Here is a 14,798-nt window from a genome sequence, read left to right as displayed (position 1 = left end):
TCCGGCACGTCAGTCACACTGGTAGTCGAGGAGGACGCCATGACCGAAGCCCAGACCTGGACGTTGATCGCCACCTTCATCACGGCGTTCTTCGGCACGCTCACGCTCTTCGGCGTGATGGTGACCCGCCTCATCCCCGCCGAAATCGGCGGCGTGCGCGCCGAGATGAGCGGACTGGCCACCGGCCTACGCGCCGACATGGGAGCGATGGAGACCCGGCTGAGCGCCAAGATCGACGCCCTCGACCGCGATGTCCAGGCGATCGCCCGCCGCGTCTTCCCCGATGCCGGCTGATGATCTCCCGGCACGTTCGGGTCCGGCCGTCTAGGGTGTCGACATGCGCGCTTCCGAACCGGGGCCGAGTCTGACCGAGCTGGCCACCACCCACGGCACGGACAAATGGGGTATGCATCGCTACACCCCGCACTACGAACGCTTCCTGGAGCATCTGCGGGAGGAGACCTTCACGCTGCTCGAGATCGGCATCGGCGGGTACGCCCAGTCCGGCGAGGGCGGCGCCTCCCTGCGCATGTGGCGCGACTTCTTCCCCCGGGCTCAGATCATCGGCCTCGACATCGAGGACAAGTCCTTCGTCACCGGCGACCGCGTCCACGTCTACCAGGGCAGTCAGGTCGACCCCGAGGTGCTCGACCGGATCTTCGCCGACTTCCCCGATATCAAGGTCGTCATCGACGACGGCAGCCATCGTCCCGAGCACATCCGCGAGACCTTCGCGCTGCTGTTCGAGCGTCTCCCCCTCGACGGTCTCTACGCGATCGAGGACACCCAGACGTCCTACTGGCCCGCTTGGGGAGGCAGCCGGGATCGCCACGACCCCTCCACCACGATGGCACTGGTCAAGGATCTCGTCGACGGCCTCAACTACGAGGAGTACTTGGACCAGCACTACCGGCCGACGCCCACCGATCTGACGATCAAGGGCCTCCACTGCTTCCACAATCTGGTGATCCTCGAGAAGGGCGACAATCGCGAGGGCACCAACAAGCGCGTCGCGGCCGAACCTCTCACGGGACTGGACGCGCTGCGCCAGAAGATCGCCGACACCGCCGACCGATTCAGGCGCCGTTCGCCCTGATCGGGCGCCGGGCGATGCCGCGCCCGATCAGTTCTGCGGCTGGGTGCGGAGCTTGTCGAGCAGCGACAACGCCGACTCGGCGATGACCGTGCCCGGCAGGAACACCTCGGCCGCACCCATCTCGCGGAGTGCCGGGACGTCATCGGGCGGGATGACGCCGCCGATGACCACCATGATGTCCTCGCGGCCCAGCTCCGCCAGCGCCGCCTTGAGCGCGGGAAGCAGGGTCAGGTGGCCGGCCGCCAGCGAGGACACCCCGACGATGTGCACATCGGCGTCGACCGCCTGCTGCGCGACCTCCTCGGGGGTCGAGAACAGCGGGCCCACGTCGACATCGAAGCCCATGTCGGCGAAGGCCGAGACGATGACCTTCTGGCCGCGGTCGTGGCCGTCCTGGCCCATCTTGGCGACCAGGATGCGCGGACGGCGGCCCTCGGCCTGTTCGAACTCATCGGTGGCCTCCAGCACGCGCTGGACGTCACCGGATCCTCCGGACTCGCTGCGGTACACACCCGAGATGGTACGGATGACCGCCTGGTGGCGCCCGTAGACCTTCTCCAGCGCGTCGCTGATCTCGCCGACGGTGGCCTTGGCGCGTGCAGCATCGACCGCGAGGGCCAGGAGGTTGCCGTCCAGCGAGCCGTCGCGACCCGCACCGCGCTCGGCGGAGTTGGTGAGCGCCTCGAGCGTGCGGCGCACGTCGTCCTCGCTGCGCTCGGCGCGCAGCCGGTCGAGCTTGGCGAGCTGTTGCTGGAGCACCGACTTGTTGTCGACCTTGAGCACCTCGACCGGCTCGTCATCGGGCACGCGATAGGTGTTGACGCCGATGACCGCCTGCTGGCCGGAGTCGATGCGGGCCTGCGTGCGCGCCGCGGCCTCCTCGACGCGCATCTTGGGGATGCCCTCCTCGATCGCCTTGGCCATGCCGCCGGCGGCCTCGACCTCCTCGATGTGCGCCCAGGCGCGGGCGGCGAGGTCGTGCGTGAGCCGCTCGACGTAGTACGAGCCGCCCCACGGGTCGATGATGTCGGTGGTGCCCGACTCCTGCTGCAGCAGCAGCTGGGTGTTACGGGCGATGCGGGCGCTGAAATCGGTCGGCAGCGCGATGGCCTCGTCGAGGGCGTTGGTGTGCAGGCTCTGCGTATGCCCCTGCGTCGCGGCCATCGCCTCGATCGCGGTGCGCTGGACGTTGTTGAAGACATCCTGCGCCGTGAGGCTCCAGCCGGAGGTCTGCGAGTGGGTACGCAGGCTGAGGCTCTTGGCGTTCTTCGGATCGAACTGACCGACGAGCTTCGCCCAGATCGCGCGCGCGGCGCGCATCTTGGCGATCTCCATGTAGAAGTTCATGCCGATCGCCCAGAAGAAGCTCAGCCGGGGCGCGAAGGCGTCGATGTCCAGGCCGACATCGAGGCCGGCGCGGATGTACTCGACGCCGTCGGCCAGCGTGTAGGCGAGCTCCAGGTCGTTGGTCGCCCCGGCCTCCTGGATGTGGTACCCGGAGATCGAGATCGAGTTGAACCGCGGCATCTTGGCGGCCGTATAGGCGAAGATGTCCGAGATGATCCGCATCGACGGCGCCGGTGGGTAGATGTAGGTGTTGCGGACCATGAACTCTTTGAGGATGTCGTTCTGGATGGTCCCGGCCAGCTGCTCAGGCGCGACGCCCTGCTCCTCAGCGGCCACGATGTAGAGCGCCATGACGGGCAGCACCGCGCCGTTCATCGTCATCGAGACGCTCATCTGGTCCAGCGGGATGCCCTCGAAGAGCTTGCGCGTGTCGTAGATCGAGTCGATCGCGACGCCCGCCATGCCGACATCGCCGACGACCCGTGGATTGTCCGAGTCGTAGCCGCGGTGGGTCGCGAGGTCGAAGGCGACCGACAGGCCCTTCTGGCCGGCCGCGAGGTTGCGGCGGTAGAAGGCGTTCGACTCCTCGGCGGTCGAGAAGCCGGCGTACTGGCGGATCGTCCAGGGCTGCGTCGTGTACATCGCCGGGTACGGGCCGCGCAGGAAGGGCGTCAGACCGGGGTACGTGTCGAGAGCGTCGACTCCGGCGAGGTCCTCGGGTGTGTAGAGGCGCTTGACGTCGATGCCCTCGGGTGCGGTCCACGGCTCGGCGCCGTCGGTGGCCCGGGCGTAGGCCCCGGCATCGGGCATCGACGGCTGCTCGGGATCGAACGGCAGACCGGAGAAACTGGAGGGGATGGTCATGCGGACAGCACCTCCCGGGTGCGGCGGAGGAAGGCGAGGGCATCGACGCCCATCGCCGCTGCGTCATCGGCACCGACCTCGTTCTTGCCGGCCACGATGACATGACGGGCACCGTTCTGACGCAGCGCCGCCACGAGATCGGTGCCCCATTCAGCGTAGGCCTTGTCGGTGCCGGCGAGGCACACGACCGCGGGCTGTCCCGCCTCGCGATAGGCCGCGACGACCGTGTCGACACCATCGGTCGCGCCCGCGATGCCGTGGTGGATCCCACCGGCGGCCAGCAGGTTGATGACGAAGCTCGCCCGGGCCGTGTGCTGGGCGATCGGACCCATCGTGGCGAGGAAGACCGGCTGCTCGGACGGCTCGTCGCGCATCTCCTCGTACTCCCCGGCGTAACGGAAGACCTCCGGGGCGACGGGATAGGGAGCACGGTCCGGGAGCGTCTCGGCGAGATTCGGGAACTCGCTGACCCCGGTGATCGGACGCTTGCGCCGGGCGATCGCGAGGGCCCGATCGGCCACCGTCTCGTCGATCCGCGAACGCAGGAGGTCCACAGCGGCGTCCACGCCGTCAGCGGCGTCCAGGTCACCGAACAACTCCCACGCCGCGCGGGCGATGTCGTCGGTCAGCTTCTCGACCGCGTGAGCACCGCCGGCCGGATCCGTCACAGCCGCCACATGGGACTCGCTGACGAGCAGAGCGGAGGTGTTGCGCGCGATGCGCCGGCTGAACGGCGTCGGCAGGCCGAGCGGCTCGTCGAAGGGCAGGGTCGTCACGGCATCTGCCCCGCCGACACCGGCCGCGAAGGTGGCCACGGTGGTGCGCAGCATATTGGTGTACGAGTCGTAACGGCACATCATCGGTCGCGAGGTGACGGCGTGCTGACGCTGGGCTCGGGCCGGCTCGGTGACCTCGCTGAGCTGGCCCACCCGATCCCACAGTCGGCGGGCGGCGCGGAACTTGGCGATGGTGGCGAACTGCTCGTCGGTCGCGGCGAGGCGGAACTCCAGCTGCTCCGCGGACTCGTTGGCGCTCAACCCGGCGTCGGTGAGAGCGCGCAGATAGGTGACCCCGGCGAACAGCGCGTAGGCGAGCTCCTGCACATCGGAGGCGCCGAGCTCGTGGACCGCCGTGGCATCCACCACGGCGCCGCGGACACCGCGTTCCTTGGCCAGCCGGGCGAGATCGACCACGACATCGAGGCCGGTGTCGCCGCGTCCTCGCACGAGAGCGCCCAACGGGTCCGCCCCCAGGTTGGTGCCGGCGTGGGCTTGCACCGCCTTGTCCTCGACGACCTCCAGGAGCGCCGCCGCCGCACCGCGCGGGTCGGTCGGTGCGTCCAGCACCACCGGGGCGAGGTCGACGAACACGGGCTCCAGGAGAGCGGCGAGGCGATCGACCTCGATGCCCTCAGGGCCCACCGCGAGCCAGAGCGAGTTGGCGCCGTTCTCCAGCTCGGCGCTCACCCGCTCGGCATCGGTGTCCGGATCGATGAACCAGCCCCGCACGTCCCAGCCGTCGAGCTCGGTGCGGGCGGCCGCCGCGCCGCGGGTGAACGGCGACTGGCCGGGCAGACCGGCATAGGGGAGGTCATCGGTGAGCGCAGGAGTGCCGAGCGGCGTGACGCTGATGCCGTCGAGCGTGCGCGTCGCGAGCAGATCCCAGACATCGGAGTCGGGGGCCTCCTCGGCGAGCTTGCCCTTCTTGCGCAGCACAGCCGCGGTGGCTTTCTCCCACTCGGCGAGGTCGTGGTGCACGCCCTCGGCCAGGCGGATCGTGGAGTCGGGTGCCATGGCGGCATCGTACGGAACCGCGCGGGAGCGATGATCAGTGAGGTCCCGGTCACCCTGTACGAGGACCGTCCCGCGAACCGGCGGTAGAGTCCGAGACGTGCCGATGTCAGATCCCCTTCCCGCCGAACTGCTGCCCGCCGACGGACGCTTCGGCTCCGGTCCCTCCAAGGTCCGTGAGGAGGCCCTCGCGGCACTCGCCGCCACCGGCACGTCGCTGCTCGGGACCTCCCATCGCGCCGCTCCCGTCAAAGACCTCGTCGGCCGGGTCCGCGAGGGACTCGCCTCCCTCTTCGGCCTTCCCGAGGGATACGAGGTGGTGCTCGGGGTCGGCGGCTCACACGCCTTCTTCGACGCGGCGATGTTCGGCCTCATCGAGCGCCGGAGCCTGCACCTCGTCCACGGGGAGTTCACCCGCAAGTTCGCCACCGCCGTCGCCCGGGCGCCTTTCCTCGAGGACCCGGTGATCGCGGAGTCCGAGCCGTACACGCATCCGGCGCTCACGGCTCAGACCGGGGTGGATGTCTACGCCTGGGCCCACAATGAGACCTCGACGGGCGTCATGGTCCCGGTCCTGCGTCCTGACGGAGCCGGCCCGGAGGCACTCGTCGTCGTCGACGCGACGTCCGGCGCCGGGGGCCTGCCCGTCGATATCGCGCAGACCGATGTCTACTACTTCGCCCCGCAGAAGTCCTTCGCCTCCGATGGCGGCCTGTGGATCGCGATCATGAGCCCCGCCGCGATCGAGCGAGCCGAGCGGATCAAGGCCGAGGGGCGCCACATCCCGGGCTTCGTCGATCTGCCCGTCGCCATCGACAACTCGCGCAAGAACCAGACCTACAACACCCCCGCCATCGCGACGCTGTTCCTGCTCGACCAGCAGGTGCGATGGCTGAACGGCCTCGGTGGCCTCGACGCGGCCGTCGCACGCACCCGGGAGTCCAGCCGCCGCCTCTACGCCTGGGCCGAGGCCGGCGAGCACACCGCGCCCTTCGTACCGGACCCGGCGGAGCGCTCGCTCGTCGTCGGCACCGTCGACCTCTCCGAGGAGATCCCGGCGGCCGAGGTGGTGGCAGCGCTCCGCGAGAACGGCATCGTCGATGTGGCCGGCTATCGCGGGCTGAACCGTAACCAGCTCCGTGTGGCGATGTTCCCCGCGATCGATCCCGACGACGTCACCGCGCTGACCCGCTGCATCGACTACGTCATCGAGCACCGGTAGAGGAGACCGCTCGCTGGAGCACGTACGCGCACACGCCCACGAGGACGAGCACGAGACCCAGCAGCCACACGTGCCAGGTCTGCTGGGTCAGCAGCACCGCGCAGCTGACCAGTGCCAGCACCGGGATCGCGCGGGGGACGTGAAAGTGGCGGTGCGGCACCGAGTCCTTGCGTAGGACGAGTACGGCGAGATTCGTCGAGATGAACACGAACAGCAGGAACAGGACCACCGTCTCCGCCAACGTGGCCAAGGTGCCGAATGCCGCCAGGACCATCGACATCGCCGTGGTGACCACGATCGCCACCCAGGGGGTCCGCCGGTGCGGCAGTACCCTCGCCAGCGCCGCCGGAAGCAGGCCCTCCTCCGCCATGCCATAGGTCAGTCGCGAGCTCATGATCGACGTCAGCAGTGCGCCGTTGGCGACGGCGACCAGGGCGATCAGGCTGAAGACCCACGCCGGGAGTCCGATGCCCGTCGCCCGCACCACCTCCAGCAGGGGCCCGCTCGATCCGGACAGCTCGTCGGACGGCAGCATCGTGCTGGAAGCGAGGGCAACCAGCACGTAGACGGCGCCGGTCACTGCGAGGGCGCCGAAGAGGGCCTTGGGATACACCCGCGAGACGTCCTGCACCTCCTCGGCGACATTGGCCGAGGTCTCGAAGCCGACGAAGCTGTAGAAGGCGATGATGGCGGCTGCGAGGACCGCACCGACCATCCCGTCTCCCTCCGGAAACTCGGTAACGCGCGAGACCTCTCCCCCGCCGCGACCGACCGCGATGCCCACGAGCACGATGACCAGGACGAGTCCGCCGAACTCGACGGCGGTCATCGCCAGATTCGAGCGCACCGATTCCTTGATGCCGCGAGCATTGAGCAGCGCGACGAGGGCGAGGAACAGCGGCGCCGCGACCGCCACCGGCACGGACACGAAGGTGCCGAGATAGTCGCCGGCGAAGGCCACGGCCAGACCGGCCACGCTGACCACCCCGGCCGCGAGCATGCAGTACCCGACGAGGAACGAGACCAATCGGTTGCCGAAGGCACGCTGCGCGAAGATCGCCGCGCCGCCCGCCTTCGGGTACTTGGTCACCAGCTCCGCATAAGAGGCGGCCGTCAGCAGCGCCATGACCAGGGCGATCAGGATCGGCAACCAGATGACGCCGCCGGCATCGGCGGCCAGTTCTCCCATCAGGGCATAGACGCCGGCTCCGAGCACGTCCCCGAGGATGAAGACGAACAACAACAGCGGTGTGATGCCCCGTCTCAGTCGGGTCTTCGGTTCGCCGGAGGACGCCGGTGCGTCGTCGGTGGAAGCCATATGGACATGCTGCGCTGCCGATGACGCCGCCGCACCCCAGCGAGTTCGGACCAGTCAGTCGAGGACGGTGCCGTCTCGATGCAGGTCGCGGTGGTTCTCATAGACCGCGGCGTTGAGGTGGAGCCGCTCGACCTCCGCATCGCTCAGCTCGCGGCGGACCTTCGCGGGGGCACCGATCACGAGGGAGCGTGGCGGCACCTCCATGCCCTCGGGCACCAGGGCTCCCGCAGCGATGAGCGACTCCTCGCCGATCACCGCGCCGTTCATGATGATCGAGCCCATGCCCACCAGCACGAAGTCACCGACCGTGGCGCCGTGGATGATCGCACCGTGGCCGACCGAGACCCCCTCGCCCAGGGTGACGGGCTTGTCGACGTCCACGTGGAACGCGCAGTTGTCCTGCACGTTGGCGTTCTTCCCGATCGTGATCGGCTCGTTGTCGGCTCTCAGGACCGCGCCGTACCAGACGCTCGCCCCCTCCTCGACCATGACCGACCCGGCCAGCGTGGCGTTCGGCGCGACGAAGGCCGAATCGGCGACCTGAGGCTTCTTGTCTCCCAGTGCGATCAACATGGCAGCACGCTATCGCGCCGCCCGGGCGATCACAGGAGCAGATCGCCGAGCGGGCCGAGAAGGAAGTAGGCGAGGAACAGGATCGCGATGATCCACATCAGCACGTGCACCTCGCGGAACTTGCCGCGCACCAGCTTCAAGAACACGAAAGCGAGGAAGCCCGCGCCGATGCCGACCGTGATGGAGTAGGTGAACGGCATGAGCACGATCGTGAGGAAGGCCGGGATGGCGATCTCGATGTCGTCCCAGTCGATGCCGGTGACCTGGGTCATCATCAGGAAGCCCACCAGCACGAGTGCCGCGACGGCCGCCTCATTGGGGATGGCGCCCACCAGCGGCGTGAAGATCATCGAGAACAGGAAGAGCACGCCCGTGGTGACGCTGGCGAGCCCGGTGCGCGCGCCGTCGCCGACACCCGCGGTCGACTCGACGTACGAGGTGTTGCTGGAGACGCTCGCGGCGCCACCGGCGGCCGCGGCGATGGAGTCGATCACCAGAATGCGCTGCGTGTTGATGGGCGCGCCGTCCTCGTCGTTCAGTCCGGCCTCGGTGCCGACCGCCGTCATGGTGCCCATGGTGTCGAAGAAGTCGGCGAGCAGCAGGCTGAAGATCAGCAGGATGACCGCGACGACACCGACCTTGTCGAACGAGCCCAGGAGGTTGAACTCGCCGAGCAGGGAAAGGTCAGGGACCGCCGCGATCGAGTCGGGGATGCCCGGGACGTTCAGGTTCCAGCCGGTGCTGAAGGGATCCCCATTCGAGCCCGGGGTGTCGGTGACGGCCTGCACGATGCCGGCGAGCACTGTGGTGACGATGATGCCGATGAGGATCGCGCCGCGTACACCGTTGGCGTAGAGGCCGATCATGACGATCAGGCCGATGCAGAAGACGAGCACGGGCCAGCCGTGCAGCACCCCGTCGATGCCGAGTCCGACCGGCGGCGATCCCTGTCCGGTGGTGCGGACGAAGCCCGCGTTCACTAGGCCGACGAGCGTGATGAACAGGCCGATGCCGACGGCGATCGCCGTCTTGATCTGCCGTGGCACGGCGTCGAAGACCGCCTTACGGAAGCCAGTGAGCACCAGGACCAGGATGATGATGCCTTCGATGACGACGAGGCCCATCGCATCGGCCCAGGTCATCTCGGTGGCGACCGCGTAGGCCACGAAGGCGTTGAGGCCGAGGCCGGCGGCGAGGGCGAGCGGGAAGTTCGCGACGAGTCCCATGATGATCGACATGAGGCCGGCGATGAGGGCGGTGGCTGCTGCGATGGCGGCCATATTGGCGCCTTCGGAGTCGCCGCCGAGGTAGTTGCCCTCCGCATCGGCGACACCGCCGAGGATGATCGGGTTGAGGACCACGATGTAGGCCATCGTCAGGAACGTGACGAGACCGCCGCGCAGCTCGCGCGGGATGGTCGAGCCGCGCTCGGAGATCTTGAAGTAACGGTCCAGGACGCCGGTCATGGCTCTCCTATGGTGCGAAGGATGACAACCGGACCATTGTCCCGGTCACCGGCGCGGGGCTCGCCGTGGGGTCGGCTCGTCGCGTCCCCCGGCGCGTCCGCCGAAGCCGAGCACGCCGATGCCCACCGCGATCACCGCAAGCCCGAGCGCGGCGGAGAGGTTCATCTTCTCGCGGAGCACCAGGAGGCCGAGCACGGTCGCGGTCAGGGGCTCGGCGAGTGTGAGGGTCGAGACGGTCGACGCCCGCAGCGCCCGGAGACCATGACCGAACAGCAGATAGGCGACGACCGTGGTCACGAGCCCGAGCCAGAGGATCGTCGCCACGCCGCCGCCGGTGGCGATCCAGCTCGTGTGGGCGAAGGCCAGCAGCGGCAGCCCGAGGACGGCGGCCGCGCCGAAGATGGTGCCCATCGAGGCTCGCGGTGTGAGACCCCCGTCGATGAGCGCCTTGCCCGACAAGGTGTAGACCGCGTAGCTCAGTCCCGCGCCGAGGGATCCCGCGAGCCCGAGCGCGGAGACTCCGGCGGCGGTGTCGAGGACTCCCGACAGGAGCACGACTCCCACGGTGGCGATGAGCGTGGCCGCGAACCAGACGGGCGAGGGCGGACGGGCGGTGAGGAGCCACTCCAGTGCTCCAGTCATGACCGGGGCGCTGCCGAGGGCGACGACCGTGCCGATCGCGACGCCGTTGCTCGTGGTTCCGAGGAAGAAGGCCGGCTGGTAGGCCAGGACGCCGGCCGCACCGACCACCATCAGCGCGCTCGAGCGCGGCGACCGGGGAAGGCGTGTCCCGCGGCTGGTCGCCCATGCCACGATTCCGAGTACGCCACCGCCGAGGACCACCCGGGCCACACCCGCGGAGAAGGAGGTCGCATCGTCGGGCCCGAGCGCCAAGGCGGTTCCTGTCGTACCGAAGCACACCGCCGCCAGCAGCACGGCGAGGTAGGGATTCACCGCATCTGGTCGCTGAGCCTCGCGACCAGCAGGACCAGGAGCCCGAGTCCGGGTACGGCGGCCAGTTCCCGGGACGCGACCGCGGGGAGAACCACCCGGTACAGCGGGCTGTTCTCGCCCTCGCTGCCCACCAGCACATGGAACGGGTCGGTGTAGGCGATGGTCTCGGCCTGTTCGAGCGGAGGGAGCGGCAGGGTCGCCCGCGTCCGCCAGGAATCGGCGTCGAGGACGTGCACGCCCAGATAGGTCAGCAGCACGACGGAAGAGCCGTCGGGGGCGAACGCGGCATCGGTGACCAGAGGCGGCGCTGTGATGTCGAGACGTGCGGCTGCCACCGGGCTCTCCGTGGAGAGATCGTCGAGTCGATAGACGGCGCCTGACCCGATGACCTTGGTGACCAGGTGCGGCACTCCCGCGCCATCGACCAGCAGTGCCTCGATATCGGCGGGGCTGTCGAGTGTGACGCGATAGCGGTCGGGAGTCACCGACCGATCGCCTGGTCCCGGCTCCGGCAGCGCCAGGAGCGCGATCTCGTCGCGTACGGCGGCGTTGTCGCCGGTATCGGCGACCCAGAGTGTGCCGTCGTGGAGCGCGAGCGCCTCCGGGTCGGTCATGTGCGCGTCGAGACGGGTGACGCCGACGGTCTCGCCGGTGCTGATCCGCACCGCGTAGACGACGGGGTCGTGACCCGAGTCGTTGATGGTGTAGGCGAGGTCGTCGTGCGCGCGGCTCACCGCCAGTCCGCTGGACTCCGTGATCCGCGGATCGCTCATCCGGCTGACAGGCCGCTCCTCCGCGCCTTCCGCGCGACCGGTGAACGAGGCGATCGCCGCCACCACGAGCAGGGCGATCAGCAATCCCGGAATCAGCATCCGGCGACGACGTGGGTTCATCGCGTCCATCATCCCCCACCGCTGGGTAGGGTGGGGGTGTGAGCCCTGAGAGTGATCCAGCGCCGGACACGGATCGTGCCGCCCGTCGCCACAACCTGGGGCACCCGGACATCACCGAGATCGAGATCGGCAAGACGACGCACCGGGTGGCCGAGGTGCAGCCGATGGACGTCGACGGTGTCCGGACGATGACCGTGGGCACGATCCTGTGGGCCGTCGCGGCGGTCGCCCTCATCCCGTTCTGGGGCACGCTGCGCGAGAATGGCACGCAGTGGTGGCTCTGGGCGGCGCTCGCCGGATTCGGACTCGGACTGATCGGCATCGAGTACTGCCGCCGTCGGCGCAACGCGCTCGCCGCGGCTCGTCAGCGTCCGCCTGCCGGAGGCCGCCGCCGCAAGTGACCGCCGCGGAGACGTGCTCGGGGTCGCCATCGGGTCGACCGAGGGGCGGTGACTTACGCACGTCTCGGGCGAGCTGAGAGGTGCGTAGCCCACCGCCCGAATCGTGCAGAGGTGCGTCACTCACCGGGGGCGTGGCTTAGAAGCCCTCGAGCTCGTCGACCTTGATGGTGTCGACGACCGGGTCGGGCAGCGCGGTCGCGGACGTCGATCGCTTGGGTCGCGATCCGGAGTGGGCACCGCAGCCGTGCGTCAACGCCACGACGCGCCCGTCGGCATTGGCCGTGCCATTGCCGCAGACACCGAAGCGATCGGCCAGGTCGCCACTCAGGCTGATGAGGAAGCCGCAGCTGCCGCAACGACCCGGTGCCTGCTCGGCCATGGGGGTGTCCGGACCGTGCTCGCCGCCGTACCAGCGGTCGGCGGCCTCCTCGCGGCCCTCCAACGACAGCACCCACTCGCGACCCAGCCCGATCTCGCGGGCGAAGTGTCGATCGACCACGCCCTCGCCGTCGCCATCGCCGACGAACCAGGCCGGGGCGAGACGGATGTCGTCCTCCTCCGGGGGCAGGACATCGCCGGGGCTCAGGTCACCGGGCTGGATCCGGTCGCGGTAAGGGGTCCAGGCCGGGGCCACTATCGCGTCGTCACCGGGCAGCAGCACGATGTCGTTGACCGTCGGGGACGAGTCCGGCACCGTCGAGAGGCTGACGGCCCAGTACCACCCGATGTAGCCCGGGAGGGTGCACGCGAAGCGCTCCGTGAGCAGTCCGGTCGCCTCGTCGGTCGCGCCGAGATGGTCCCCTACCGAGCCGTCGTCGACCGACTCGTCCAGGGCGGTGCGCGCGATATCGCTCGTCGAGATGCTCACCGTTCAATTCTTCCTGATGGAGGGCTCAGACTCCAGGGCGGGTCAGTCGAGTTCGTCGGCGAGGCGTCGCAGTAGCTGCGCGGTGACCTTGGCCTGCTTGCCCTCGGGGTGGCGATTGTGCCGGTACCCCTCGCCCAGGCTGTCGAGCAGACCGATGAGGTCCTCGACGATGACGACCATGTCCTCCGGCGGCTTGCGCCGGGCCTGCGCCTGCGACCGGCGTACCGAGGTCACCGGGTCCAGCAGCCGCACCTGGAGGGCCTGATCGCCGCGACGGCCCTGGACGATGCCGAACTCGACGCGCGTGCCGGACTTGAGCGACTCCACGCCCTCGGGAAGCGCGTCGGCACGTACGTAGACGTCCTCGCCGCCGTCGCGGCTGAGGAAGCCGAATCCCTTGTCGGCGTCGTACCACTTCACCTTGCCGGTCGGCATACCTTCTCGTCCTTCGTTCGTGTCGGGCCAGGAATCTCCAGTCTAGTGGGAGGACTCCCCTTCCGAGCCCTGCGCGGGCTCCTCCTCTGGCGAGAACTCCACGTTGATGGTCTCGAAGCCCTTGTGCCGCTGCATCCGCGCATAGCTCGTATAGGCGCGGATGTCGCCCGGCCCGAGCCGGACATTGTCCGTGAACGGCGTCAACAGGGCGCGCGGATAGAGCCGCCGGCGCAGGACGACGTTGATCTCCAGCCCGATGATGACGATCAGCGCGGCGATGAACAGGAAGGCGATGAGCCCGAGCACGAGCGCGAAGGTCTGGTTCATCGCGCTCGCCCGGACGATGATGTGCCGGACATAGACGTCGCCGCCGTATTGCAGCCCCTGCCAGGACAGCGCGCAGAAGACGGCCCCGGGCAACACGGATCCGAAGGTCGCGCGGCCGAGGCTGATGAGCAGGAACAGCGCGATGAACATCGCCCCGGTCATGATGAAGCCGATCAAGCGGATGAGGATCCCCAAGTCCGGTACGGAGCTCAGCCCGATGGCGGAGGGATCCTGCAGAAGAGACGTCCCGATCGCGACCATCAGGATCCCGAAGCCGGCGATCGCCATGATGATGAGGGAGCGCAGGCGCAGGAGGATCGGATTGGGGCGCGAGTTGCGCGGCACGGCCCAGGCGACATTGCCGGCATTCTGCACCGACAGGCCGAGACCCATGGCGCCGTAGGTGGCCGCGAGCACACCCACCACGATCGCCGAGGTGCTCCCCGAGAAGCCGTCCGGGCGGCCGAGCTGGTCACCGACGATGGGGAACTGCGCCAGCACGGTGTCGAGTAGCTGCTGCTGCAGATCCGGGTCGTTCTGCAGGAAGAATCCGAGGACCGAGGTGGCGATGAGCAGCACCGGGAAGATCGCGATGAAGGCGTAGTAGGTGATGATCGCCGCGAGATACGGCCCCTGGTCGTCGAAGAACTTGTAGATCACGGCCAGGGGGAAGCCGAGGACGCGATGCCGGCGTTGAAACCGGTCGACGGTGTCGATGACGCTCATACACCTCGACCGTTCACTCGCTGGCGCTCGCTCATGCTCGCTCGCTCATGTCCGCAGATAAGGTCGCGCGGCGGCGATCACGGTGTCGAAGCGTGCCCGATCGAGGACGGCGCCCTCGCGCCGGACCGAACGAGGATCGATCTCGAGGAGCCGATTGATCCGGACCTCGCTGGGGCGGCGCTCCCGGTCCCAGTCCCCGGCTCCGATGTCGACCCAGAGCCGTCCCGCGCGGGCCTCCTGGGCCGCATCGCGGTCGTGGTCCTTGGAGGTGAGCTGGAGGCCGTAGAGCCGGTCGGCCCCGTCGCGGCCGATGATGAGCACGGGACGGTCCTTGCCCTGGGTGGGATCGTCCTCATAGGGCACCCAGGTCCATACGATCTCGCCCGGGTCCGGGCGGCCGTCGCGGCGCGGCGCGTACTCGACACGGAGCCCCCCGGCGGCGCGCGTGCGGCGTTGCCGGCGCGCGAGCAACGTGTCGACGAGCGCTCGGATCACCACGCAGACACCGTATCGACACG

General features: G+C 69.0%; 15 protein-coding genes. 4 read left to right on the top strand and 11 right to left on the bottom strand.

Annotated features, from left to right (window positions below; genetic code table 11):
• Positions 1–39: 39 nt before the first annotated feature.
• Both FNM00_RS01355 and FNM00_RS01350 read left to right on the top strand, forming a co-directional pair.
• Positions 40–294: a hypothetical protein gene (locus FNM00_RS01355; protein ID WP_143911216.1), complete on the top strand. Its 255-nt coding sequence runs from the start codon at positions 40–42 to the stop codon at positions 292–294.
• A gap of 43 nt (positions 295–337) precedes the next feature.
• Positions 338–1,096 (top strand): class I SAM-dependent methyltransferase, encoded by a 759-nt coding sequence (locus FNM00_RS01350; RefSeq protein ID WP_143911215.1) that lies wholly within the window; start codon positions 338–340, stop codon positions 1,094–1,096.
• Positions 1,097–1,123: 27 nt separating this feature from the next.
• On the opposite strand, the gene scpA is transcribed toward FNM00_RS01350, so the two are convergent.
• On the bottom strand, positions 1,124–3,253 hold the full coding sequence (scpA, locus tag FNM00_RS01345; protein WP_240190562.1) for a methylmalonyl-CoA mutase: 2,130 nt from the start codon (positions 3,251–3,253) through the stop codon (positions 1,124–1,126).
• A gap of 50 nt (positions 3,254–3,303) precedes the next feature.
• Positions 3,304–5,100, bottom strand: a complete 1,797-nt coding sequence (locus FNM00_RS01340; protein ID WP_143911213.1) for a methylmalonyl-CoA mutase subunit beta — start codon at positions 5,098–5,100, stop codon at positions 3,304–3,306.
• Positions 5,101–5,203: 103 nt separating this feature from the next.
• Between FNM00_RS01340 and serC the strand changes: the two genes are divergently transcribed.
• A complete protein-coding gene (gene serC / locus FNM00_RS01335; RefSeq protein ID WP_143911486.1) occupies positions 5,204–6,319 on the top strand; it encodes a phosphoserine transaminase in 1,116 nt (371 codons plus the stop codon).
• Here the strand turns inward: serC and FNM00_RS01330 are convergent.
• The 5 genes from FNM00_RS01330 to FNM00_RS18955 are packed head-to-tail and all read right to left on the bottom strand — an operon-like array spanning position 6,303 to position 11,523.
• Positions 6,303–7,637 (bottom strand): APC family permease, encoded by a 1,335-nt coding sequence (locus tag FNM00_RS01330; protein WP_143911212.1) that lies wholly within the window; start codon positions 7,635–7,637, stop codon positions 6,303–6,305. The two genes, serC and FNM00_RS01330, sit on opposite strands and share 17 nt — an antisense overlap.
• A gap of 54 nt (positions 7,638–7,691) precedes the next feature.
• Entirely contained in the window at positions 7,692–8,210 is a 519-nt protein-coding gene (locus tag FNM00_RS01325) for a gamma carbonic anhydrase family protein (RefSeq protein WP_143911211.1), read from the bottom strand.
• A gap of 29 nt (positions 8,211–8,239) precedes the next feature.
• On the bottom strand, positions 8,240–9,676 hold the full coding sequence (locus tag FNM00_RS01320; protein ID WP_143911210.1) for an NCS2 family permease: 1,437 nt from the start codon (positions 9,674–9,676) through the stop codon (positions 8,240–8,242).
• A gap of 45 nt (positions 9,677–9,721) precedes the next feature.
• Complete coding sequence (locus FNM00_RS18960; RefSeq protein ID WP_221933536.1) at positions 9,722–10,630, bottom strand: DMT family transporter; 909 nt, start codon at positions 10,628–10,630, stop codon at positions 9,722–9,724.
• Positions 10,627–11,523, bottom strand: a complete 897-nt coding sequence (locus FNM00_RS18955; protein WP_221933535.1) for an esterase-like activity of phytase family protein — start codon at positions 11,521–11,523, stop codon at positions 10,627–10,629. The genes FNM00_RS18960 and FNM00_RS18955 overlap by 4 nt, the downstream gene beginning before the upstream one ends.
• A 38-nt stretch (positions 11,524–11,561) precedes the next feature.
• Here FNM00_RS18955 and FNM00_RS01310 point away from each other — a divergent pair, with 38 nt between their 5' ends.
• A complete protein-coding gene (locus tag FNM00_RS01310) occupies positions 11,562–11,924 on the top strand; it encodes a DUF2530 domain-containing protein (RefSeq protein ID WP_246065022.1) in 363 nt (120 codons plus the stop codon).
• A gap of 136 nt (positions 11,925–12,060) precedes the next feature.
• Here the strand turns inward: FNM00_RS01310 and FNM00_RS01305 are convergent, their stop codons facing one another.
• The 4 genes from FNM00_RS01305 to FNM00_RS01290 are packed head-to-tail and all read right to left on the bottom strand — an operon-like array spanning position 12,061 to position 14,778.
• Positions 12,061–12,792 (bottom strand): DUF3027 domain-containing protein, encoded by a 732-nt coding sequence (locus FNM00_RS01305; RefSeq protein WP_143911209.1) that lies wholly within the window; start codon positions 12,790–12,792, stop codon positions 12,061–12,063.
• A 42-nt stretch (positions 12,793–12,834) separates the two neighbouring features.
• Positions 12,835–13,227, bottom strand: coding sequence for a cold-shock protein (locus FNM00_RS01300; protein ID WP_143911208.1), 393 nt, complete (start codon positions 13,225–13,227; stop codon positions 12,835–12,837).
• Positions 13,228–13,269: 42 nt separating this feature from the next.
• On the bottom strand, positions 13,270–14,280 hold the full coding sequence (locus FNM00_RS01295) for a YihY/virulence factor BrkB family protein (RefSeq protein WP_143911207.1): 1,011 nt from the start codon (positions 14,278–14,280) through the stop codon (positions 13,270–13,272).
• 45 nt (positions 14,281–14,325) lie between these two features.
• Entirely contained in the window at positions 14,326–14,778 is a 453-nt protein-coding gene (locus FNM00_RS01290) for a type II toxin-antitoxin system PemK/MazF family toxin (RefSeq protein WP_246065021.1), read from the bottom strand.
• Between the last annotated feature and the right edge of the window lie 20 nt (positions 14,779–14,798).

Source organism: Aeromicrobium piscarium (assembly GCF_007421815.1).
Lineage (GTDB): Bacteria > Actinomycetota > Actinomycetes > Propionibacteriales > Nocardioidaceae > Aeromicrobium > Aeromicrobium piscarium.
The sequence above is the reverse complement of the archived record's forward strand: the minus strand, read 5'-3'. Positions and strand labels throughout refer to the sequence as shown.